This window comes from Alishewanella agri BL06, from assembly GCF_000272005.1.
In the GTDB taxonomy this organism is placed as follows: Bacteria; Pseudomonadota; Gammaproteobacteria; order Enterobacterales; family Alteromonadaceae; genus Alishewanella; species Alishewanella agri.
On record NZ_AKKU01000007.1, the window covers coordinates 1 to 23,749 of the forward strand.

The following is a 23,749-nucleotide window of genomic DNA, read 5'->3' on the forward strand; positions in this document are numbered from 1 at the left end:
TGAACAAGCGATAACGCAGTAGAAACGCCAGCCAAACGCTGCCCGGAGGGTTCGAGCTGGCGGCGCTTTGCTCTTTGTGGCCTGCATGGATGCAGGTCAGGGGCGAGAGCAGGACGCGGTAGCTTCACTCGTCGTTTATTTAGAATAACTAAACCGCACTCCTCGTTTCGCGATCAAAGCGCCGCCAGTGCGAACAAAATCTAAGCAGCAAACGTCAACACGCCCTAGTGACGAAGTGAGTTAATAATTTGCGTCAACGCCGCCAAAGGATCCGCGGCCTGAGTAATTGGGCGCCCGATTACCATATAATCAACACCGGCATCACGTGCTGCAGCGGGTGTCATGACTCGGCGCTGATCATCTGCCACACTGTCTGCCAGCCTGATCCCAGGCGTCACCAGCTGTAAAGCCGCGCCGAATTGCTGCTTCAACAATGCCGCTTCCTGAGCAGAACACACTACGCCATCCAGCCCGCACTTAGCGGTGAGGCCTGCGAGTTTGATGACCTGCTCTGCAGGCGTCAAAGTTATGCCTAACTCCGTCAGATCACTTTGTTCCATACTGGTTAATACGGTTACTGCAATCAATTTGGGGGCCTTAGCGCCAAAAGGTTGCAGCGCGTCTTTTGCAGCCAACATCATTCTACTACCACCGCTGGCGTGTACATTCACCATCCAGACTCCGAGTTCTGCTGAGGCTTTAACGGCCTTGGCGACGGTATTGGGAATGTCGTGGAATTTTAAATCTAAAAAAACTTCAAACTGGCGCTGTTGCAGCTGTTGCACAAACTGTGGACCGAAATGGGTAAACATTTCTTTGCCAACTTTTAAGCGGCATAGCGTGGGATCGAGCTGACTCACCAGATTTAAGGCATCGGCCTGTTTATCAAAGTCTAACGCGACAATGACGGGCGAACTACAAGACATGACATTTCCTTCAGGAGTTAACGGCCATCAATACCGGCAATAGGTTCAACACTCTCCCATTGCTGACAAGATGGACAAAGCCAATAGGGTTGGCGGGTTTTAAAGCCACAACTGCGGCAACTATATAGCGCCTTACTATCAAGATAAGCATTAACCAGTCCCGCTACCGATTCCAGTACCTCGCCAGCCATGGCTGATTGTTGTTGCCGTAACTGCAAAAGCTTCTGAAACAACCGGATATTCGGTTGCTGTTGCAGTTTTTGCAGCAAATACTGCTCGGCCGCACTAAGCGATTGATGCTCGGCAAGCCAGTCAGTGAGTAATAAGCGGGCACTGATATTCTGATGTTTATCTGCCAGTTGCGCCAGTAACTGCTGCCACTGTTCTGGCTCCAGCTGACATTGACTGAGTAGTGGTAATAAATCGGCACTCCATTGCGGTTTCTGTTTCAAAATACTCATAATGGCGCCGTGCGCAGTGGCGGTATCCTGTTTGGCTAATGCCAGCTTTGCCAGCGCGAAGCGTGGTCTGATGGCTTGCGGGTAATCTTCAGCTAACTGACTCAGGCTGGCGATGTCAGGCTGTTGTTCTAACTGCTGCACCTGCATATTCGCCAGCGCAATCCGTAATGAACGGGATTGCGTTTGCGCCACTGCCGGGCTTAATGCAACGGCCTTATGCATTTCATGGGTGGACAGAAAAATACTAAACAGCTGCTTTAATGCGCCTTCGCGCAATTGTTCATTTTCAGTTAGCGGTAACAGTAATTTTTCGGCGCGGTCAAATAAGCCGGCAGCGTAGTAATCTTTTGCCAGCTCAAACTGGATCTGCTGGGCTTTGACTTTAGGTAATTTTAGCTGGTGCAGCTTTTCGTGGATTTTTATCGCCTTATCCCAGTCACCTTTACGCCGGAATAAATTAGCCAGTGCCAGATAAGTATCAATAGTTGCGGCTTCAACGTCTAACAACTCTAACAGCTGTTCGATGGCTTTGTCTTCTTGATCGGTGAGCAGGAAGTTTAAGCCGGAAGACAGATTGCGGGCAATGTCTGCCCTGCCCTTAAGTTCCTTAGTTTTAAGGCTATTTCTACCCATAAACCAGCCGTAAGCGGCGGCGACAGGAAGTAACAGAAATAGCAATTCAGGCATAGGGTTTAGGCTTTATCAGCAGTATTACGAAACCAGCCCCGGGTTTTACGTTGTAACGCAAACAATGCGCTAAAGATCAGGCCGAGCAGAATACCCGTGACCAGAAAAATCACGGCAACATCAATTACCCGCAAATCAAGCTTAACTACCAGCAAGTTTAACTCGGTAAGTTGCTGATTAGTGGAGCCGAGTAAAAAGCCGAGTAATGCTACAAGAAGAATAAATACAACAAAAACCAATCTACGCAACACTCAGCTCCGTTAAGTTTGCAGTTAAAAGGCAATGCTTATCAGGTGTTATCTTTTACCCGATCCCGCAGCTCTTTACCTGGCTTAAAGTGCGGTACATATTTACCGTCCAATTCCACTTTGTCGCCGGTTTTTGGATTACGGCCAACGCGTGGTGCACGATAATGCAGTGAGAAACTACCAAAACCCCGGATTTCAATACGTTCACTGGAAGCCAGCGATTGTGCCATTTGCTCCAGAATTTCTTTTACGGAAGCTTCAACATCTTTGACCTGAATATGGGGGAAACTGGTGGCAAGTTTTTCTATTAATTCAGATTTGGTCATAGACCCTCCGGCATACCTGCTTAAGGAGAAAGCAGGAGGCACAGGCCCCCTGCTTCACTGGCATTTTAGTCCTGCTTTTGAGCAGCTTTAAATGCTTCAGCCATAGCGTTCACACCAAAGTCAGCATCTTGTTGCTTGCTGTTGATGGTATCCATAGCTTCTTTTTCTTCAGCTTCAAACTTGGCTTTGATAGACAGGCTGATTACGCGGTTCTTACGATCCACGCCCATCAGACGGGCTTCAATGGCTTCGCCAACTTTCAGCGCTGTAGTAGCGTCTTCAACGCGATCACGTGAAATATCAGACACGCGAACGTAACCTTCAACGCCACCTTCTAACATCACAGTAGCGCCTTTAGCGTCAACGGCTGAAACTTCACCTTTAACGATAGCACCTTTTTTGTTGTCAGCAAGGTAATCATTGAACGGATCTTCATCCAGTTGCTTGATACCTAAAGAGATACGCTCACGCTCTGGGTCAACTTGCAGTACAACAGCGTGTACTTCGTCGCCTTTCTTGAATTCACGTACTGCATCTTCGCCGGTAGAGTTCCAGCTGATGTCAGATAAGTGAACCAGACCGTCGATGCCGCCGTCCAGACCAATGAAGATACCGAAGTCAGTGATAGACTTGATCTTACCGCTTACGCGATCGCCCTTGTTAAAGCCCTTAGCGAACTCTTCCCATGGGTTAGCTTTACACTGTTTCAGGCCTAAAGAAATACGACGACGTTCTTCGTCGATTTCCAGAACCATAACTTCCACAGCATCACCCAGGTTAACAACCTTAGATGGGTGGATGTTCTTGTTGGTCCAGTCCATTTCAGACACGTGAACTAAGCCTTCTACGCCTTCTTCGATTTCTACGAAGCAGCCGTAATCAGTCAGGTTAGTGACGCGACCAGAAATTTTCGCACCTTCTGGGTAACGTGAAGCGATAGCTGCCCACGGATCTTCGCCCATTTGCTTCAGGCCTAAAGATACGCGCTGCTTCTCGCGGTCGAATTTCAGTACTTTTACTGGAATTTCGTCGCCAACATTAACGATTTCGCTTGGGTGCTTAACGCGCTTCCACGCCATATCAGTGATATGCAGTAAGCCGTCTACGCCACCTAAGTCTACGAAAGCACCGTAGTCAGTCAGGTTCTTAACGATACCCTTAACTTCCATGCCTTCTTCTAAGTTTTCTAACAGCTGGTCACGTTCCTGGCTGCTTTCAGATTCGATCACGGCACGACGTGATACCACCACGTTGTTACGCTTCTGATCCAGCTTGATAACTTTGAATTCCAGCTCTTTGTTTTCTAAGTGCAGGGTGTCGCGTACCGGACGTACGTCAACTAATGAACCAGGCAGGAAAGCACGGATACCATCAACTTCAACTGTGAAGCCACCTTTAACTTTACCAGTGATAACACCGATAACGGTTTCTTTATCTTCGCAAGCTTTTTCCAGGCGAACCCAGGCCTCATGGCGCTTAGCTTTTTCACGAGATAATAAGGTTTCGCCGAAACCATCTTCGATAGCGTCTAAGGCTACGTCGATGATGTCACCCACGCTAACTTCGATTTCGCCGCTCAGAGATTTGAACTGCTCAACCGGGATGGCGGCTTCTGACTTCAGACCAGCGTCAACCATGACGACGTCTTTCAGAACAGCAACAACAGTACCTTTAACGATGGCACCTGGGCGGGTTTCGATGGCTTTGAGGCTTTCCTCAAATAATAAAGCAAAATTTTCAGTCATAGTCACTTTTTCAGTTAAGTGCTCCACTTCACATCTTGTGTTATGGGGTTGCTAAATTTACCAGTAAGCGTCCGTGTTACTGGCTGTCCAACATGCAGCTTTGGCCTGGTTCACGGGTTGTGCACGGGCAATTTGCCTTGCACCACCTGCAGTACCTCTTGCAGCACTTGTTCAATGGTTTTACCGGTCGAATCCAGCATATAGGCATCCGCCGCCGGTTTTAGCGGTGCCGTAGCGCGATTGGTATCCCGATCGTCGCGGGCCTGGATTTCGCTTAAAAGGTCGCCGATGTTAACATCAAAACCCTTTTGTTTCAACTCCAAAAAGCGCCGATTGGCGCGCTCTTGCGCGGTGGCGGTTAAAAAGATTTTAACTTCTGCCTGCGGGAATACAACCGTTCCCATATCGCGACCATCTGCGACCAGGCCTGGCTGTTCAGCAAAGGCGCGCTGACGGCGTAACAAGGCTTCGCGCACCGTCGGTAACGCAGCAATTTTTGATGCCATTTCAGCCACTTCCTGCGTACGGATACTGTGGCTAACATTTTCGCCTTCCAGAATAACCAGCGTGTTACCGGCTTCGTCACTGGTAAACTGCACATCTAAATGTGCTGCCAATGGTTGTAGTGCGGCTTCGTCGGCAGCATCGATTTGATGATGCATTGCTGCCAGCGCCAGAACCCGATAAATGGCGCCACTGTCGAGTAACTGCCAACCCAGCTGCTGTGCAACTAAGCGGCTGATCGTGCCTTTACCCGCGCCACCTGGGCCATCTATGGTAATAACTGGTGCATTAAGTGGCATCCTACCCCCTGAAAACAGATTAATCGGTAATGAAAACGGCGCACATTATACAGCTTTTTATGACAAAAGCTGTGTTTAACTGCGTTGATTAAACAGAAAACGCGTAGCCAGTTTGATTACGCGTTCTTGACGGGCCGGGCTAAGCGCTATTGGCTAAGCCGTTGAAACACATCAAAATATTGCGGAAAGGTTTTCGCGGTACAATCCGGATCTTCAATGGTGACCGGCGTATCACTTAACGCGACCAGAGAGAAACACATCGCCATCCGATGGTCATTATAGGTGGCAATGCTGGCATGCTTTAGCTGTGTCGGTGGCGTGATTTTCAGATAATCTTCGCCTTCTTCTACCTCAGCCCCCACTTTTCTTAGCTCTGTTGCCATCGCTGCCAACCGATCGGTTTCTTTAACCCGCCAGTTATAAACATTGCGGATCACCGTCGGACCTTTGGCAAACAACGCCGTGGTGGCAATAGTCATCGCAGCATCCGGAATGGCGTTATAATCACGGTCAATGCCGGTTAATTGGTTACGAGTAACGGCGATATAGTTACTGGCCCATTCCACTGTGGCGCCCATCGCCGCCAGCGCATCGGCAAAGTGAATATCGCCCTGCACCGCATCTTTACCAATGCCGGTAACTTTAATGGTACCACCTTTAATCGCCGCGGCGGCCAAAAAGTAGGACGCCGATGACGCATCGCCCTCAACCAGCCAGTGGCCCGGCGAGCGGTAATGCTGGTTACCCGTTACCAGGAAGCGCTGATATTGCTGATTTTCAACCGTGACGCCAAAGCGTGCCATCAGAGCCAGCGTGATATCAATATAGGGTTTAGAAACCAGCTCACCGTCAATCAGGATCTCGCTATCGCCGTTCAGCAGTGGCGCCACCATCAGCACCGCCGTTAAAAACTGACTGGAGATACTGCCATCAATCCGTATTGTACCGGTGCTAAGGGGTTTACCCTGGATCCGCAGTGGCGGAAAACCGTCCTGCTCCAGATACTGAATATCGGCATCAAGTTGGCGCAGTGCGTCGACCAGATGGCCGATAGGCCGCTCATACATCCGAGGTTCGCCGGTTAGCGTCACATCAACATTAGACGCAGCCAAAGCCGCCGTTAACGGCCGCATCGCGGTGCCGGCGTTACCCAAAAATAACGTTAGCGCATGCGGATGATGAAATAAGCCGCCGAGACCCTGTACTTCGCATTCGGTACGACAAGCTGATAACTTATAACTGATGCCGAGCGCCGTTAAGGCATTCAGCATATGCTTAACATCATCGCTGTCGAGCAAGTTAGTGATGCGGGTCGTGCCTTCGGCCAGTGCCGCTAACAGCAGAACCCGGTTAGAGATACTTTTCGAGCCGGGTAAATGCACTTCACCGGCTACTTTCGAGATAGGTTGCAGAGTTAGGGTTTTCATCCGTGCACCCTCTCAAACTCCTGCATAAAGCTGACCAGCGTCTGTACGCCCGCCAGCGGCATTGCATTATAAATACTGGCGCGCATACCGCCGACCATACGGTGCCCCTTTAACGCCAGCAATCCATGTTGCTCGGCTTCGGTTACGAACAGATCGTTTAAGCGCTCATCGGCCAGGAAAAACGGCACATTCATCCAGGAACGGTATACCGTATCAACATCGTTGCGGTAAAAATCACTTTTATCGATAAACTGATACAGCGTCTGGGCTTTTTGTTGATTTAACTTAGCCATCGCCGCCACACCGCCCTGAGCTTTTAACCATTTAAACACTAAACCGGCCAGATACCAGGCATAGGTTGGTGGCGTGTTAAACATGCTGTCATTTTCAGCGGCCAGGCGGTAATCCAACACCGCCGGAATGGCGCTGTTGGGCGCCGGCAACAAATCTTCGCGGACTATGGCCACGGTCAAGCCTGAGGGGCCGATATTCTTCTGCGCGCCGGCATAGATCACGCCGTAGCGGCTGACATCCAGTGGCCGTGATAAAATCGTCGAGGACAGATCCGCAACTAACGGCACTGTGGTTTGAGGTAAGGTCGAAAACTCGAGGCCATCGACGGTTTCGTTCGGGCAAAAGTGCGCATAGGCCGCAGCTGAGTTAATTTGCCAGTCTGCTGGGCTTAGCAAACTGCGGTTGCCATCGGCGTTCTTTACGCGGATATCCTGCGCTTTAATCTGGCCAAACTTATTCCCTTCTTCAACCGCTGCAGATGACCAGGCACCAGAGATAAAATAGTCGGCACTTTGACCGCTCTTTAATAAATTAAGCGGCACGGCAGAAAACTGGCCTCGGCCACCACCGTGCATAAACAAGACCTTGTAGTTGGCGGGGATGGCCAGTAAATCGCGCAGGTCTTGTTCCGCGTCAGCGGCAACTTTAATAAAAGGCTTACTGCGATGGCTCAGCTCCATTACTGAGCAGCCCTGGCCTTGCCAGTTCACAAATTCCTGCTGGGCTTGTGCCATTACTTCAACAGGCAGCATCGCCGGGCCAGCGCAAAAATTATAGGTTGTCATGGTTAGATCTCACTTTCGTTGCGTAATTTAAAACTGGCCTTAGTTGTTCTTTCTTGTTCTGCCTAAAAGAAAACGAGCGCCAAAGCGCCCGTTTTCTAAACAGTATTATTCTTCTTCGCCGGCGTCATCCTGCGCCAGTTGGCTGTCCTGTACCTCCGGCGTACGGACTACGTCTTCGGCATCAGCAAGCGCCGCCACTTGCTCTTCCTGAATTTCAGCAATTCGCTCCACACCCGAGACTTTTTCGCCTTCCTGGGTACGGATCAGGATCACGCCCTGGGTGTTGCGCCCCACTTCTGACACTTCACGTACCCTAGTGCGTACCAGCGTACCTTTGTCCGAAATCATCATGATCTCGTCACTTTCTGCGACCTGAACTGCACCTACCACCAGGCCGTTACGCTCAGAGACCTTGATCGAGACCACACCCTGGGTAGCGCGGCTCTTGGTCGGATATTCGGTCAGTGCAGTACGTTTTCCATAGCCGTTTTCGGTTACAGTCAGAATAGCGCCTTCGCCCTGAGGAATAATCAGTGACACCACACTGCCGCCATCGCGTAAGCGGATACCGCGTACACCGGTAGCGCCACGGCCCATTGGCCGCACTTCGTCTTCGGCAAAGCGTACAACCTTGCCATCATCCGAGAACAGCATAATTTCGTTGCTGCCATCGGTAATGCCAACGTCAATAAGCTTATCGCCTTCATTCAGATTCACCGCAATAATACCGTTGCTGCGAGGCCGCGAGTATTCGGTCAAGGCGGTTTTCTTCACGGTACCATTGGCGGTGGCCATAAAGACGTACTTGCCTTCTTCGTATTCGCGTACCGGCAGGATGGCGTTAATGCGCTCGCCCTCTTCCAATGGCAGAATATTGACGATAGGTTTGCCACGTGCAGTGCGGCTGGCCAGCGGTAACTGATACACCTTCAGCCAGTATAAACGGCCGCGGTTCGAGAAACACAGAATGGTATCGTGGGTGCTGGCAACCAGCAGCTTATCGACGAAATCTTCATCTTTTACGGTAGTCGCGGCTTTACCGCGGCCACCACGGCGCTGCGCTTCATAATCAGACAGCGGCTGATATTTGGCATAACCCAGGTGCGATAAGGTCACCACCACATCTTCTTCGGTGATCAGATCTTCTAAGTTGATATCCAGCATATTGTCCTGGATCTCGGTGCGCCGGGCATCGCCGTACTGGGCTTTGGCTGCGGCAAGCTCTTCGCAGATCACTTCCATCAGCCGCTCCGGGCTTGCCAGGATATGCAGTAACTCAGCAATCAGATCCAACAGCTCTTTGTACTCGGCCAGGATCTTTTCATGTTCCAGACCCGTTAACTTGTGCAGACGTAAGTCGAGGATAGCCTGGGCTTGCTGCTCCGTCAGGAAGTACTGGCCGTCACGGATGCCAAAATGTTCTTCCAGCCATTCCGGACGCGCTGCATCCTGACCGGCACGTTCCAGCATGGCACTTACACCACCGAGCTCCCAGCCGCGCTCGACTAAGCCCGCTTTGGCTTCTGCCGGGCTGGCTGAGGTTTTAATCAGTTCGATAATGGCATCGATATTGGCCAGTGCAACGGCTAAACCCTCTAAGATATGGGCGCGTTCGCGGGCTTTACGCAGATCGTAAACCGTGCGGCGGGTCACCACTTCGCGTCGATGCAGAATAAAGTATTCCAGCATCTCTTTCAGGCTTAACAGCTTTGGCTGGCCATTGGCCAAGGCCACCATATTGATACCAAATACCGTTTGCATCTGGGTATTGGCATATAACTGGTTCAGCATCACGTCTGAGGATTCACCGCGTTTTAGCTCAATCACAATCCGCATGCCGTCTTTATCAGACTCATCACGTAGCGCTGAGATACCCTCAATGCGTTTTTCTTTTACCAGCTCGGCAATTTTTTCAATCAGCCGCGCTTTATTTACCTGATACGGAATTTCATTAACGATAATGGCTTCGCGACCGGTTTTCTCGTCGGTTTCCAACGTGGTTTTGGCGCGGATATACACCTTGCCGCGACCGGTACGGTAGGCTTCTTCAATACCTTTACGACCGTTGATAATGGCGGCGGTTGGGAAATCCGGACCCGGGATATATTGCATCAGTTCATGCAGTTCGATATCCGGATTAGCAATTAACGCCAGACAACCATCAATAATTTCATTCAGGTTATGCGGTGGAATATTGGTTGCCATACCTACGGCAATACCAGATGAGCCGTTAATCAGCAGGTTCGGGACCTTGGTCGGTAATACGGCAGGAATTTGTTCGGTGCCGTCATAGTTAGGCACGAAATCAACGGTTTCTTTGTCCAGATCGGCTAACAGCTCATGGGCAATGCGGGCCATTCTGACTTCGGTGTAACGCATGGCAGCGGCCGAGTCGCCGTCAATTGAACCAAAGTTACCCTGACCATCCACCAGCATATACCGTAGCGAAAATGGCTGAGCCATCCGCACGATAGTATCGTATACCGCACTGTCACCATGCGGATGGTATTTACCGATAACGTCACCGACGACACGGGCGGATTTTTTGTAGGCCTTGTTCCAGTCGTTACCCAGTTCCTTCATGGCAAACAACACGCGGCGGTGCACTGGCTTCAGACCATCCCTGACATCGGGTAAGGCCCGGCCAACGATTACGCTCATGGCATAATCGAGGTAGGAATTTTTTAATTCCTCTTCGATATTTATTGGAACTATTTCTCTGGCCAGATCTGTCATAAAACGTTATTTTCCCTTAAATCAGATAGATAACTCGCTTTTCTTGCCTTTGTTTAGCGCGAGACAACGCCGGATTCTATCACAGAAATATTACCTTGCCATGCCTGTTTGCACCGCCTGCTCGAATTGCCGCCGTTGCCAGCACCGGCTAAGGCTTTATAATGCGCGAAAACAATCAGGTAGTGACTATGAACAGCCCCGATAACTTCGATAAAAACAGTAACGTCGATCAGAATGAAATCAGTAAGTTTAATGAGATTGCTGCCCGCTGGTGGGATCCGGAAGGTGAGTTTAAACCACTGCATTTATTAAATCCGACCCGCTTAGGTTATATCAGTGATCAGCTCGGTGGGCTGTTTGGCCGAAATACTCTCGACGTCGGCTGTGGCGGTGGCATTCTGGCCGAGAGTATGGCGCGCGCCGGCGCAAAGGTAACTGGTATTGATATGGCGCCGGATGGTTTGAATGTCGCCCGCCTGCATGCCCTGGAAGCCGGAGTAAATATTGATTATCAGCAAAGCACCGCAGAAGATTTTGCCGAGCGTCACGCCGGCGAATTTGAGCTGGTGACCTGTATGGAAATGCTGGAGCATGTACCGGATCCGGCATCGGTGGTGCGCGCCTGCGCCGAACTGGCTGCGCCAGGTGCAACGCTGGTATTCTCGACCATTAATAAAACCGCCAAAGCGTACCTGTTTGCCATAGTCGGCGCTGAGTATCTGTTAAAGCTGGTACCGCGTGGTACCCATCAGTTTGATAAGTTTATCCGCCCCTCAGTACTGATGCGCTATATCGAAGACGCCGGTTTGGAATTAGTGGACGCCACTGGTCTGCATTTTAACCCGCTGAATAACAGCTTTAAGCTTGGTGCCGGTTTGGATGTAAACTACTTTGTGGTAGCACGTAAGCCGGTCTGATGGCAAGGCAGCCAGTGGTACTGATTTGCTCTGGCTGCTAAATAACCGCTTAAACTAAAAATGCCGCTTTATAGAACAAATAAATCCAAGCAAAAAAATCTATAAAAAAGCTTGCCTCTGACCGGTGCATCCGGGCACACTGAACTCAAGGTTAGTGGCTGCTAACCGGCAAAAAAACTGCACAAAAAAGCCGCTTTTTCCTTGCTTGCAAATTCCAACAATACACACTATCTTGTGATCGTCTTTTGAAATACACCCATATGTTGTGTAAATCGTCAGCAACCCGGGTGTATTGATAGCCGTGCGCTAAACCCGATTCACTTATTATTAAAAGAAATGGAATACTTCAGCGATGACTCAAACTCTTTTTGTGACTAAGCGCGATGGTCGGCGCGAACCTCTGGATTTAGATAAAATTCACCGCGTCATTGACTGGGCGGCCGAGGGGTTAAAAAACGTGTCGGTGTCGCAGGTGGAACTGAAATCCCATATTCAGTTCTATGATGGCATCAAGTCGTCCGATATTCATGAAACCATTATCAAGGCCGCTGCCGACCTGATCTCAAAAGAGACCCCGGATTACCAGTATATGGCGGCCCGGCTGGCAGTATTCCATTTACGCAAAAAAGCCTATGGTCAATTCGAACCACCCCACCTGTACGATCAGGTGGTGAAGATGGTCGAAGCCAAACGCTACGATATGCATATTCTGGCTGATTACAGCCGCGAAGAGCTGGATATCCTGAACAGCTATATCGACCATAGCCGCGATCTGAATTTCAGTTATGCTGCCGTTAAGCAGTTGGAAGGTAAATATCTGGTACAAAACCGGGTAACCGGTGAGATTTATGAAAGCGCCCAGTTCCTCTATATGCTGGTTGCTGCCTGTTTATTTGCCAATTACCCGAAGAGCACCCGGCTGGACTATGTACGCCGCTTTTATGATGCGACGTCGCTGTTTAAGATTTCACTGCCAACACCTATTATGTCGGGTGTGCGTACCCCAACCCGTCAGTTCAGCTCCTGCGTACTGATTGAGTGTGGTGACAGCCTGGATTCGATCAATGCCACCTCCAGTGCCATTGTAAAGTACGTGTCGCAGCGCGCCGGTATTGGTATTAACGCCGGCCGTATTCGCGCCCTGGGTAGCCCAATCCGCAATGGCGAAGCCTTTCATACTGGCTGTATCCCGTTTTATAAGCATTTCCAGACCGCAGTAAAAAGCTGCTCGCAAGGCGGTGTGCGTGGTGGTGCTGCCACCCTGTTCTACCCCTTATGGCATCTGGAAGTGGAATCGCTGCTGGTACTAAAAAATAACCGCGGTGTAGAAGAGAACCGGGTACGGCATCTGGACTATGGCGTGCAGTTTAACCGCCTGATGTATCAGCGCCTGATTAAAGATGACTATATCACCTTATTCAGCCCGTCTGATGTGCCAGGGCTGTATGATGCCTTCTTTGAAGATCAGGAAAAGTTTGAAGCCTTATATGTGAAGTATGAAGCTGACAGCAAGATCCGTAAAAAGCGCATTAAGGCAGTCGAACTCTTTACCTTATTTATGCAGGAGCGCGCCAGTACCGGCCGCATTTACCTGCAAAACGTCGATCACTGCAATACGCACAGTCCGTTTAACCCGGCACTGGCTCCGGTACGGCAAAGCAACCTGTGTCTGGAAATTGCGCTGCCGACCAAGCCGCTGGAGCATGTTAATGATCCAAACGGTGAGATTGCGCTCTGCACACTGTCAGCCTTTAACCTCGGCGCCATTGAACAGCTGGACGAGTTTGAACCGCTGGCGGATTTAGCGGTGCGGGCACTGGATAGTCTGCTGGATTATCAGGACTACCCTATTCCGGCCGCACAATCCGGTTCCATGGCGCGCCGCACCTTGGGCATTGGTGTCATTAACTACGCCTACTACCTGGCGAAGCATGGCGTTAAATACTCGGACGGCTCGGCCAACGCCCTGACCCACCGCACCTTTGAAGCAATGCAGTACTATCTGCTGAAAGCCTCGGTGAAACTGGCGCAGGAGCAAGGCCCTTGTCCGAAGTTTAACGAAACCACTTATGCGCAGGGTATTCTGCCGATTGATACCTATAAAAAGGATCTGGATAAGGTTTGTGCTGAAGCCTTACAACTGGATTGGGAGCAGCTGCGTAAAGATATTCAGCAGTATGGCCTGCGTAACTCAACGTTATCAGCGCTGATGCCATCTGAGACCTCATCGCAGATCTCGAATGCTACTAACGGTATCGAGCCGCCGCGCGGTCATATCAGCGTTAAGGCCAGTAAAGACGGCATCTTAAAGCAGGTTGTGCCGGAGTATGAGCGCTTAAAAGATCAGTACGAGCTGCTGTGGGATATTCCATCAAACGATGGTTATCTGACGCTGGTGGCAATTATGCAGAAATTTATCGACCAGACCATTTCGGCTAACACCAACTATGATCCGGCCAAGTTCGAAGGCGGTAAAGTACCGATGAAGATCCTGCTGAAAGATCTGCTTACCGCTTATAAGCTGGGTGTGAAGACAATGTATTATCACAACACCCGTGATGGCGCTTCTGATATCCAGGATGATATCAAGCCCGCAGCAGAAGACGACGGCTGCGCCGGTGGCGCCTGTAAGATCTAATGCAGTGAAGAGCGGCCCGGCCGCTCTTTTTTAGTAAGTTTTTGTCAGATTCTCAGGATTAAAATCAGCATGGCGTACACCACCTTTAACCGCAATATCAATGACCAGCTCAAGGAACCGATGTTCTTTGGTAATGCCGTAAACGTCTCCCGTTATGACCAGCAAAAGTATCCGATTTTTGAAAAGCTGATCGAAAAGCAGCTGAGCTTTTTCTGGCGGCCGGAAGAAATTGACGTCAGTAAAGATCGGATTGATTTCCAGCAATTACCTGAGCATGAAAAACATATCTTTATCAGCAATCTGAAATACCAGACGCTGCTGGACTCGGTACAGGGCCGTTCGCCAAACGTCGCACTGTTGCCAATAGTGTCTATTCCAGAGCTGGAAACCTGGATTGAAACCTGGGCCTTTAGTGAAACCATTCACAGCCGCAGCTATACCCATATTATCCGTAATATCAGTGCTGAACCGCATAAGATCTTCGACGATATTATGCTGAACGAGCGAATTTTAGAGCGCGCCGTTGATGTGACCCGTTACTATGACGATCTGATTGATGGCATTAATCTGTATCAGCGTTGTGGTGAAGGCACTCACCAGATTAATGGTAAGAGCGAGCAGATCACGCTGCGTGAGCTGAAAAAGCGGCTTTACCTGTGCTTAATGTCGGTAAACGTGTTAGAAGCGATCCGCTTTTATGTCAGCTTTGCCTGCAGTTTTGCTTTTGCCGAACGTGAGCTGATGGAAGGGAATGCCAAGATTATCCGGCTGATTGCCCGCGATGAAGCGCTGCATCTCACCGGTACCCAGCATATGCTGAATATTCTGGCCAGCGGTGATGATGATCCGGAAATGGCGGAAATTGCCAAAGAGTGCGAAGAGGAATCTTACGCCATCTTTATGCGCGCGGCAGAGCAGGAAAAGGACTGGGCAGCCTATCTGTTTAAAGATGGTTCGATGATTGGCCTGAACAAAGATATTCTGTGTCAGTATGTCGAGTTTATTACCAATAGCCGGATGCAGGCTGTCGGCTTAAAACCACGCTTTGCTACCACCCAAAACCCTATTCCGTGGATCAATACCTGGCTGGTATCTGACAATGTGCAGGTGGCACCGCAGGAATCGGAGATCAGCTCCTATCTGGTAGGACAGATTGATAACGAAGTCGATACCGCCGACTTTGGTGATTTTGATCTGTAACGCCGATGCCGCAGGTTCGCATTAACGGCGAGGTCGTCGTCAACTTCGATGGCTCCTCGCCTAACCTGCTACAGTTTCTGGAGCAACAGCAGCAGGCGGTTAACTATCAGTGCCGTGAGGGTTTTTGCGGCGCCTGTCGTTGTAAGTTATTGAATGGACAAGTCAGTTACCTGCAAGAGCCACTGGCTTTTGTCCGCCGTGGCGAATTCTTGCCATGTTGCAGTATTCCCAAGACCGATATCGAACTGGAAATTCCGAAATAAATGGTATTTTTGCTTAAGTTAAAGCAAAATTAGCGCCGGATTTTTTCTAGTTATCGACGGTTGTTCATGAAAGCTCTGCTTCTCTCCCTGCTGTTAACCATACCGCTGTCGGCTCCGGCCAGCAGCGATTATACGTCGCTATTCGCCAAGGCTCGTTATACTGAGTTATTACAACAACTGGAGCAGGATCCGGTCGCACAGCAGGATCCGGAATTGATGCTATTGCGTGCCAGAGCACTGATCCAACAACAGTTTCGGGAAGAAGCCAATACGCTGCTTAACGAGTTGATTCAACAGTTCCCTGAGCACAGTGCCCTGCTTACTCAGGCAGCGCTAAATAAAATTGCACTCGCCAATAGCGGCAATATCTTTAACGCTCGCAAAAGAGCCACCGATGGTCTGGACCTGCTGCAAAAAGCCATCAGCCTGGATCCGAAAAACTATCTGGCGCAACAAGCGCTGATTAACTTTTATCAGGTTGCGCCGGCTACGGCAGGTGGTAGCAAAGCCCTGGCAGCAGAACTTACCGAACAATTGTTCGCGCTCGATCCGGTGCAAGGTACCTTGGCCAGAGCCAGTAATGCCGTTGCAGAAGGTCGCCTGAGTGATGCGCTGGCGCTGTTGGATGCTCAGTTGGTACAAACGCCGGATAACACTGAACTGTTGCTGCGTAAGGCTGCCATCTTAACTCAGCAGAGTGCATTTCTCGTGGCACAGCAAACCTATTTGCAGCTACAGCCCTTATTGACCGATGAAATCAGCCGCCATAACGTTAATTTTCAACTTGGCCGGCTTGCGGTCTTTACTGAGCATTATCAGGCTGAGGGTATTCAGGCTTTAGAGGCCTACCTCGCCTTCTACGATGGTAGTCAGCAACTGCGGTTACCGCGTGCTAAGTTACGGCTGGCGCAGTTATACCTGCGTCAGGGCGATAAGGTGCGTGCCAATGCCTTGTATCAGCAAATTGCCCGCATGGTCATCGAGGAACCAGACTTTATTGAAGCCAGAGCACAGCTCGCCGCTCAGCTTAGTCAATAAAATAAAAACCCCGACGGTTTAAGTTGCCATCGGGGTTTTATTCTGATTGGCGTTATTACTTCCGAATACCTTCGACACTCAGTTCCAGATATACGGTAGCGGAAGCCGGGCCCAGATCGTAATTAATGCCAAAATCTTTCAGTGCAAAAGCCGCAGTACCGGCAAAACCGGCGCGGTAGCCGCCCCAAGGATCCTGACCTTCACCAATTTTTTCTGCCGCAATCACAATATCTTTGGTCACGCCATTTAAGGTGAATTTACCGTGCAGCTCAAAGTTATCGCCACTGGTTGGTACTACTTTAGTGCTGACAAAGCTGGACTGTGGGAATTTTTCGACATTCAGGAAGTCCGCGCTACGTAAATGCTGATCACGCTCAGTGTGGTTGGAATCAATACTCTTGGTATCGATAGTCACATTGATTTTTGAAGCGGCCAGATTATTGCTGTCGTAACTAAAATCGCCGCTGAAATCGTTAAAGCGGCCATACAACCAGCTGTAACCTAAATGGCTAATCTTAAATTGAATAAAGGCATGCGCGCCTTCCGTGTCTATCACGTAATCAGCAGCTTGGGCAGGCAAAGCCATTAAGGCGGCTAAAGATGATGCTAACAGTAATTTTTTCATCAGGTTCCTCCGGAAGATAGTCGTTACAAAACATGATCTAGCTTACCGGAAAGAACCCGAAAGAAAATTGCATTAAAACGCAGATACCGTTCTGATATTTAGAACTAACCTGTGGTTTTATTCACAGGTGTCCGACACCTGTACCGGAGACCTGTGGATAAACTGGTCTGACCGGTACCGGAGTGCTGTGGATAACTGTTGTTAGGATTCGAATTTGCCGTCGCGGATATGTTTTTCGCCGCGCGCTTTTGCCAGTTGTACCTGCTTTTGCCGCTCGGCAAAGGCTGCTTTTTGCTCATCCGTGGTTTTGTCGTGACAATGCGGGCAGCTTAAGCCTTTGACATAGTGCTCAGACGCCAGATCTGCTGCGGATAACGGCATCCGGCAGGCATAACACTGGTCATAACTGCCCTGCTCCAACCCATGCTTTACCGCCACGCGCTGGTCAAACACAAAGCATTCGCCCTGCCATTTGCTGTTTTCTTCCGGCATCTCTTCCAGATACTTCAGGATACCGCCATCCAGGTGGTACACCTCTTCAAAGCCCTGGGTTTTTAAAAAGGCAGTCGATTTCTCACAGCGGATACCACCGGTACAGAACATCGCCACTTTTTTATGTTTGGTTTTATCCAGATTCTCGGCAGCCCACTGCGGGAACTCGCGGAAACTGGTGGTATTGGGGTTAATCGCGCCCTCGAAAGTACCGATCGCCACTTCATAGTCGTTACGGGTATCGATCAGAATAGTGTCCGGATCGCTAATCAGCTTATTCCACTCTTCACCCTTAACATAGGTGCCAACGATATGTTTTGGATCCAGGCCTTCGACACCCATAGTCACGATTTCTCGTTTCAATTTAACCTTGGTGCGATAAAACGCCTGCTCCTCGGCGAAAGATTCTTTGTAACTCATCCCCGCAAAGCGCCCATCAGCGTCCAGCCAGGCTTTTACCGCATCGACTCCTTCGCGCGGGCCAGAGATAGTGCCATTAATCCCTTCCGCAGCTAACAGCAAGGTGCCTTTCACCTTATGCATCACCATATGGTTATATAGCGGCTCACGCAGAGCTTCATAATCCGGTAAATCAACAAACTTATATAAGGCAGCTACAACAAACATCTTTTATCCTCTTGCCGGGCTGGATCGCAAATCCAGTGCAATTAATGGTTAGCGCCACAAGGGCGGCGCGCATTATAACGACATCCGGCCCGCTGTCCAACCGCTGTTTTCGTGCCGCCAGCTTACTAAGCCGGTAAAAAGGTACCGAGCAGTAAATGACCAGCCAACAGTAACAGTACGATACCCATTAACCGATCAAACCAATAACCTTTCGCCAGCAGCAAGCGCCGCACCGGTGGTCGGGTTAGCAAAACGGATAACAAACAGAACCAGGCTGCGGTAGCAACGGCCATATAGAGGCCATAGATCACTTTATAACTGAGCGGCGTGCTGGCTGAAATGACGACCGCGAACAGCGACAAAAAGAATAAGGTTGCTTTAACATTTAAACCATTGGTAATAAAGCCGGCTAAAAAGGCGGCGCGCCGACGTGGTTGATCTGACGATGCATCTTCCTCACCTGCTACCGTAGCCGGCACTTTGGCGCGTATTGCACCCTGCCCCAAATAAATCAGATAACCGGCAGCTACCACTGTTAACGCCTGAAATAACCAGGGTGTGGTTTTAATCAATAAGCCAATACCAACCAGCGAATAGGTAATATGCAACAGGATCCCAGTACCAATGCCCAGACTGGCCCAAATGGCGGTTTGCCGGCCATAGCGCACAGCATAGCGCAGGATAATCGCAAAATCGGGACCCGGACTGGCTACCGCTAATAAATGTGCAGTGGCAATTAACAAAAATTCTGGCCAAAATGCCGGCATGCTACTCGATCCTTATTCTTTATTAGTCTGATATGTTAAGTTTTCGGGGGCTAACTTAAAAAGCGATCCGCAAATTGTGCCCACTGATAATAGGCATATTGTGCCAGCCGGCGGCCGCGGGTAAACGGAAAGGGCTGCAGCGGGCTTTGATATAGCGGCAATGGCGGTAAGGTTTCGCCCATCAGCTTTTCGGCCAGGCGTTGCCCGGCTAGTAAGCTATAAGATATGCCACTGCCACAATAGCCGGCGGCATAATAAATACCCTCTGATGTTTGGGCAACACGCGGCAAATCATCATAAGAGACGCCAACCCAACCTGCCCAGTGATACTGATAGTCAATGCCTTGCAGCGCCGGCAAGGTTTGCCACAGCGCTTGGCGTAACTGCGCCGGATATTGCGGCTTGGCCAGATCAGCACCACTGATGGCGCTACGACCACCAAATAACAGGCGATTATCCGGTAATAGCCGGTAGTAATATTTTAGGGCTCGGGTATCCATCGCCATAAAACCGGGCGTCAGGCCACAGGCCGATAGCTCTGAGGCAGTCAGGGGCCTAGTCACAATAATGCTGCTTAGCACTGGCAGGCAGCCCCGGTTAAGCTCAGGCAAAATATTTTTCGGTGTATAGGCATTAGTGGCCAGCACCAATTGTTCGCAGTGCAGTGAACCGGCACTGGTAGTCAGTTGGTAGCCAGCACCGGTGTGATTAATCGCCCGCAGTGAAGTATTGGCAAATACCTTTACTCCGCTGCGCTCAGCTAAACCTGCCAGCCCCCGCAGCAATAAAAACGGATTAATACCATAGCAATCCGGTAGTCTTAAAGCGCCAAACGCGCCCGGACTGTTAATACAACCCTGCAATGCCGATTGATCCAGAAAACTGACCGCATAAGCAAAATCCCGCTGTAAGCGCTCAGCTTGTTGCTGCAGCAACTGTGCCTGTTTCACGGTATGGGCAATTTTCAGATACCCCGGTGTTTGCGCCTGACAATCGATATTACCGGCAGCGACCAAGTCTTTTAATCGCTGCAAGGCTAAGCCATATTCCTGATGAAAAAGCTGGGCCTGCTCTAAGCCAAACCGGGCCTTTAGCTGACTAAGACCTAAACGTCCGGTGCCTCGCAGAACAAAGCCGGCATTACGGCTGCTGCAGCCCCAACCTGGCTGATTGGCCTCCAGCAGCACCACTTTACGGTTATAACGTTGGCTAAGCTCGTAGGCACAACTTAGTCCGGTATAACCAGCTCCGACTACTACTATTTCAGCCTGTTCTGGCAACGCGGCTGCGTTATGGTCGCAACTATTTATCGCATTGGCAGTCCAGTAAGACGAGACATAACTGACATCAGTCGGTAGCGAAGTTGCAACATAAGGGTCATAAAAACTGGGCATTAAAACTCCAACACCATTTCAGCAGCACTACAACAGCACACAGCGCCACAACGCGGGCACAGATAACCATCAGCAGACAGATGTTGCCAGCGATTAGGATGAATTTGCAATAAGCGCCCGCCGGCTTTCGAGAAATATCGTACCGCGCTGTTGTTCGGACTCTCGCGCCACAGATGCGCTAAACCCGCTGTGGCCCCCTGCTGCTTTAATGCTTGAATGGAGTTTTGTAACAGCCGTTGCCCTATGCCTTGCCCCTGCCAATCCGGATGCACCGCGACAGACTTAAAGTAAGCCATTTTTTCGAGCGGCACAGGCCAGAGTGCCACAGAGCACCACAGATCAGTTTGCCATTGACCCGGTGCAAAGCTAATACGGTAAGCGACTATTTGTTTCTCAACTTCCGCCAACAAACAGGCGCATTGCCCCGCTTTCGTACCCTGAACCAGCCAGCTTGCCAATTGCTGCGGTTCAGTATAGCCAGTGCCATGCACCAGCGTGGCCAGTTCGGCAACCCCCGCTAAGTCGTGCTGTTGTAATGTGCGGATCCGCAAATCTGTTGAATTTTTACTTACGTTCTTGTATGTATGCAAGGCGCGTACCTTTAATGGGTTTTATTGTTTAAATTTTCGTCTTTTGCTACTAATTGCTATCTAAATAAGATAGACAGCGGGCGATGAATAAAATATGTTTAAAAAGACGCCATTAAAAATAACAGCGTAGCGTCCGCAACCTCAGTCAATTATCCAGGAACTCATCATGACCAATAAAGCTAACCACTATAGTCCGGTTTGCCGGGCAGTAAAATACGCGTTAGCCTCCGGGCTGGCACTGGGACTCTACTCTACCAGTGCTCTGGCTCAGGAAGCAGCTGCTGAAGAGCAAAAAGTTGAAAAAATTGCCGTGGTCGGTACCCGCGCCGCGCCGCGCTCTATTGCCGATTCGCCGGTACCGGTTGATATTATCGGCGGTGACGAGCTGATGAAAAGCGGCAGCAGTGATATGCTGAATATGCTGACCACCACCATTCCATCACTGAACGTACAAACCACGCCAATCAGTGATGCCGCAACCTTGATCCGCCCGGTTAACCTGCGCGGTTTATCCTCTGACAGTACCCTGGTATTATTAAACGGTAAACGCCGGCACCGTGCCTCTGTTATTACCTTCTTAGGTGGTGGCCTGAACGACGGCTCGCAAGGTCCGGATATTTCCGTGATCCCAGGTATTGCACTAAAACAAGTAGAAGTGCTGCGTGATGGTGCTGCGGCACAATACGGTTCTGATGCCATTGCCGGTGTGATTAACTTCGTACTGAAAGACGCCGCTGATGGCGGCTCGGTTGAGGTTAAACAAGGTGAATTTTATGCTGGTGATGGTACCTCGACTGAGATAGCAGCTAACGTCGGTATGCCACTGACCGATAATGGTTTCTTTAACGTCAGTATGCAGTATAAAAATGTCGATGCGACCAGCCGTAGCGTACAACGTGGCGATGCGGCCGAATTAGCAGCCCAGGGTAACCCGGCGATTGCGCCTATTACTCAGGTGTGGGGTTCGCCGAAGATTAAAGACGATATTAGCTTGTTTGCTAATGCCGGTCTGGATTTAGGTAACGATCGTGAAGCCTACCTGTTCGGTAACTACTCTGAGCGCGACGTAACCGGTGGCTTTTACTACCGTAACCCGCATAACCGCGGTGGTGTGTTTTCGAATGATGGCGGCGAAACGCTGGAAGTGATCGATACGGCAGGTTTAGGTAACTGTAGTAATGTGTCGCTGTTTGATGGCACCCGTAAGCTGAATCACAACGAAATCACGGCCCGGGTTAATGCCTTACCGGATAACTGCTTTACCTTCTTCTCGATGTTCCCTGGCGGCTTTACCCCAAACTTTGGCGGTAATATTACTGATACGTCATTAACGGCCGGGACTAAGGGTGAGTTTAAGTCAGGTTTTGCGCAGGGCGTGTTCTATGATTTCTCTGCCTCTGTTGGTCGCAACGAATCCGCGTTTAATATTATCAATACAGTAAATGCTTCGCTGGGGCCAGATACCCCAACAGACTTCGAAGCGGGTAAATATATCCAATTGGAGAAAAACTTTACCGCTGACTTCGTTAAATATGTAAATGCCGGTTTATATAATGATGTTGCTGTTGCCGGCGGTCTGCAATGGACCGAAGAAACCTTTGAAATCGTGGCCGGTGAGGTTGCCTCCTGGGAAATTGGCCCTTATGTAAGCCAGCTCACCAATGGTTCAAATGGCTTCCCGGGCTTTCAGCCGGATGATGCCGGTGTGAATACCCGTCGTAACTATGCGGCCTATGTCGATGTTCAGGCCGAAATGACCGAAAACTTGTTACTGGCCGGTGCGCTGCGCTTTGAAGATTACGACAGTTTTGGCAGCACCACTAACTACAAAATCACTGGTCAATACCGTTTAAATGACGACTGGGCACTGCGTGGTTCACACAGTACCGGTTTCCGCGCGCCAACGGTCGGTCAGGCCAACGTACGTAACGTCCGTACCGCAATTTTTGAGGGCGAACTACAGGATGTTGCGTTACTACCACCAACTCACCCGGTCTCGCTGTTAAAAGGCGGTAAAGAGTTAACGCCTGAAGAATCACGCAGTTACGCCCTGGGTCTGGTGTATAGCGGCAGTGGTTTCTTCTTTACCGCGGACTTTTTCCGGATTGAGGTGGATGATCGCATCAGCCAGTCTACTGAGTTTGACGTCACCCAGACTGACCGCGACGTATTGCGCGCAGCCGGAGTGCGGGGTGTGGAGTCTTTGTCAAAAGTGACGTTCCTGACCAACGACTTTGATACTGTCACCACCGGTTTGGATTTAGTTGCTAACTACAGCACCAGCTTATTAGATGGCCGTAGCACTTTTAGTCTGGCTTATAACTGGACCGATACGGAAGTAAAACGCTTTACTGCCGTTACCGGTGACTTCAAAGTATCACGCTTAGAGAAGGATTTGCCAGACCACCGCGCGACCCTGACCTGGAATCAACAGTGGCAGGATATCGATATGTTTATCCGTGGTAACTACTACGGCAGCTTCCAGGGCGTACATGCCGATGATCCGGGCCTAACCGGCGAGGGTTCAGCGAAAGTGACCTTCGATGTTGAAGTTGCCTATCACTGGAATGATAATTTCTCGGTCGCTATTGGTGCTCAGAACGTGTTTGATACTGAGCCAGAGCGTCTGCCAGCTGAGTTTAGCAGTATCCTTGGCGCCAAGTACTTTGAGACCTCACCGATGGGTATTAACGGCGGTTACTACTACCTGAAAGGGATTTACCGTTTCTAACGGCGAGTCGCAGTTAGAAAACACCCGGC

20 protein-coding genes are annotated in these 23,749 nt (G+C 50.1%); 6 read left to right on the plus strand and 14 right to left on the minus strand.

Annotation, left to right across the window (positions count from 1 at the left end; genetic code table 11):
* Positions 1 to 224 precede the first annotated feature (224 nt).
* The 9 genes from pyrF to gyrA form a co-directional block, all read right to left on the minus strand.
* The gene (gene pyrF / locus AGRI_RS03085) at positions 225 to 926 is read right to left on the minus strand and encodes an orotidine-5'-phosphate decarboxylase (protein WP_008983548.1); all 702 of its coding nucleotides are present in this window, start codon (positions 924 to 926) and stop codon (positions 225 to 227) included.
* Between the two features lie 17 nt (positions 927 to 943).
* Positions 944 to 2,020, minus strand: a complete 1,077-nt coding sequence (locus tag AGRI_RS03090) for an N-acetylglucosaminyl transferase (protein WP_237713014.1) — start codon at positions 2,018 to 2,020, stop codon at positions 944 to 946.
* Between the two features lie 59 nt (positions 2,021 to 2,079).
* Entirely contained in the window at positions 2,080 to 2,325 is a 246-nt protein-coding gene (locus AGRI_RS03095; protein WP_162098366.1) for a DUF1049 domain-containing protein, read from the minus strand.
* 38 nt (positions 2,326 to 2,363) lie between these two features.
* A complete protein-coding gene (gene ihfB / locus AGRI_RS03100; protein WP_008608519.1) occupies positions 2,364 to 2,648 on the minus strand; it encodes an integration host factor subunit beta in 285 nt (94 codons plus the stop codon).
* Between the two features lie 65 nt (positions 2,649 to 2,713).
* Positions 2,714 to 4,393: a 30S ribosomal protein S1 gene (rpsA, locus tag AGRI_RS03105; protein ID WP_008983551.1), complete on the minus strand. Its 1,680-nt coding sequence runs from the start codon at positions 4,391 to 4,393 to the stop codon at positions 2,714 to 2,716.
* 110 nt (positions 4,394 to 4,503) lie between these two features.
* Entirely contained in the window at positions 4,504 to 5,196 is a 693-nt protein-coding gene (gene cmk, locus AGRI_RS03110) for a (d)CMP kinase (protein WP_008983552.1), read from the minus strand.
* A gap of 146 nt (positions 5,197 to 5,342) precedes the next feature.
* Entirely contained in the window at positions 5,343 to 6,623 is a 1,281-nt protein-coding gene (gene aroA, locus AGRI_RS03115; protein WP_008983553.1) for a 3-phosphoshikimate 1-carboxyvinyltransferase, read from the minus strand.
* Entirely contained in the window at positions 6,620 to 7,702 is a 1,083-nt protein-coding gene (serC, locus tag AGRI_RS03120) for a 3-phosphoserine/phosphohydroxythreonine transaminase (RefSeq protein WP_008983554.1), read from the minus strand. Before serC ends, aroA begins: the two co-directional genes overlap by 4 nt.
* 105 nt (positions 7,703 to 7,807) lie before the next feature.
* Positions 7,808 to 10,438: a DNA topoisomerase (ATP-hydrolyzing) subunit A gene (gene gyrA / locus AGRI_RS03125; RefSeq protein WP_008983555.1), complete on the minus strand. Its 2,631-nt coding sequence runs from the start codon at positions 10,436 to 10,438 to the stop codon at positions 7,808 to 7,810.
* A 188-nt stretch (positions 10,439 to 10,626) separates the two neighbouring features.
* Between gyrA and ubiG the strand changes: the two genes are divergently transcribed.
* From ubiG to AGRI_RS03150, 5 genes are all read left to right on the plus strand, one after another.
* Complete coding sequence (gene ubiG / locus AGRI_RS03130; protein ID WP_008983556.1) at positions 10,627 to 11,355, plus strand: bifunctional 2-polyprenyl-6-hydroxyphenol methylase/3-demethylubiquinol 3-O-methyltransferase UbiG; 729 nt, start codon at positions 10,627 to 10,629, stop codon at positions 11,353 to 11,355.
* Positions 11,356 to 11,707: 352 nt separating this feature from the next.
* Positions 11,708 to 13,993 (plus strand): class 1a ribonucleoside-diphosphate reductase subunit alpha, encoded by a 2,286-nt coding sequence (gene nrdA, locus AGRI_RS03135; RefSeq protein ID WP_008983557.1) that lies wholly within the window; start codon positions 11,708 to 11,710, stop codon positions 13,991 to 13,993.
* Between the two features lie 69 nt (positions 13,994 to 14,062).
* Positions 14,063 to 15,193 (plus strand): class Ia ribonucleoside-diphosphate reductase subunit beta, encoded by a 1,131-nt coding sequence (nrdB, locus tag AGRI_RS03140; protein WP_008983558.1) that lies wholly within the window; start codon positions 14,063 to 14,065, stop codon positions 15,191 to 15,193.
* A 5-nt stretch (positions 15,194 to 15,198) separates the two neighbouring features.
* Positions 15,199 to 15,456, plus strand: coding sequence for a class I ribonucleotide reductase maintenance protein YfaE (yfaE, locus tag AGRI_RS03145; RefSeq protein WP_008983559.1), 258 nt, complete (start codon positions 15,199 to 15,201; stop codon positions 15,454 to 15,456).
* Between the two features lie 66 nt (positions 15,457 to 15,522).
* The gene (locus AGRI_RS03150) at positions 15,523 to 16,494 is read left to right on the plus strand and encodes a tetratricopeptide repeat protein (RefSeq protein ID WP_008983560.1); all 972 of its coding nucleotides are present in this window, start codon (positions 15,523 to 15,525) and stop codon (positions 16,492 to 16,494) included.
* A 55-nt stretch (positions 16,495 to 16,549) separates the two neighbouring features.
* Here the strand turns inward: AGRI_RS03150 and AGRI_RS03155 are convergent, their stop codons facing one another.
* From AGRI_RS03155 to AGRI_RS03175, 5 genes are all read right to left on the minus strand, one after another.
* Positions 16,550 to 17,119, minus strand: coding sequence for a YceI family protein (locus tag AGRI_RS03155; RefSeq protein WP_008983561.1), 570 nt, complete (start codon positions 17,117 to 17,119; stop codon positions 16,550 to 16,552).
* Between the two features lie 201 nt (positions 17,120 to 17,320).
* Positions 17,321 to 18,238, minus strand: a complete 918-nt coding sequence (trhO, locus tag AGRI_RS03160; protein ID WP_008983562.1) for an oxygen-dependent tRNA uridine(34) hydroxylase TrhO — start codon at positions 18,236 to 18,238, stop codon at positions 17,321 to 17,323.
* A 125-nt stretch (positions 18,239 to 18,363) separates the two neighbouring features.
* The gene (locus AGRI_RS03165; RefSeq protein WP_008983563.1) at positions 18,364 to 19,005 is read right to left on the minus strand and encodes a LysE family translocator; all 642 of its coding nucleotides are present in this window, start codon (positions 19,003 to 19,005) and stop codon (positions 18,364 to 18,366) included.
* Positions 19,006 to 19,055: 50 nt separating this feature from the next.
* Complete coding sequence (locus AGRI_RS03170; protein WP_008983564.1) at positions 19,056 to 20,399, minus strand: NAD(P)/FAD-dependent oxidoreductase; 1,344 nt, start codon at positions 20,397 to 20,399, stop codon at positions 19,056 to 19,058.
* Positions 20,399 to 20,989, minus strand: a complete 591-nt coding sequence (locus AGRI_RS03175; RefSeq protein ID WP_156808352.1) for a GNAT family N-acetyltransferase — start codon at positions 20,987 to 20,989, stop codon at positions 20,399 to 20,401. The genes AGRI_RS03170 and AGRI_RS03175 overlap by 1 nt, the downstream gene beginning before the upstream one ends.
* Before the next feature lie 166 nt (positions 20,990 to 21,155).
* On the opposite strand from AGRI_RS03175, the gene AGRI_RS03180 reads away from it, so the two are divergent.
* The gene (locus tag AGRI_RS03180) at positions 21,156 to 23,720 is read left to right on the plus strand and encodes a TonB-dependent receptor plug domain-containing protein (protein ID WP_008983566.1); all 2,565 of its coding nucleotides are present in this window, start codon (positions 21,156 to 21,158) and stop codon (positions 23,718 to 23,720) included.
* The last annotated feature ends 29 nt before the right edge of the window (positions 23,721 to 23,749 follow it).